Raw genomic sequence first — 380 nt, forward strand, 5'->3', positions numbered from 1 at the left:
TTAGGACTTACGCCACATATCGTCTCACATACTACTGAATATGTTCCTGCCGCACTTACTGTAATCGTGCTACTTGTTGCGTTGGTACTCCATTTCAATGTTCCATTACAACCTGTTGCACTCAAGGTCGCACTTTCGCCTGCACAGATAGTCGTTTTATCGCTTGTTATCGTCGGTGTCGTTGGACTTACTCCTGTGCGGATAACTATCGAATTCGATGCACTGCTTGTGCCACAAACCGTTGTACAACTTGCTGTATATGTTCCCGAAGTACTTACTTCGATTGTACTACCAGTTCCGCCTGTACTCCATGCTAAAGTTCCTGTACAACCTGTCGCTGTTAAGGTCGCTTTCTCTCCATCACAACATACGGTTTTGTT

The 380-nt window shown here is 45.0% G+C and carries 1 pseudogene; it reads right to left on the bottom strand.

Annotated features, from left to right (window positions below):
• A pseudogene (locus ABR854_RS25875) lies at window positions 1-380 on the bottom strand (hypothetical protein); the annotation flags it as partial.

Source organism: Emticicia sp. W12TSBA100-4 (genome assembly GCF_040253585.1).
GTDB lineage: Bacteria > Bacteroidota > Bacteroidia > Cytophagales > Spirosomataceae > Emticicia.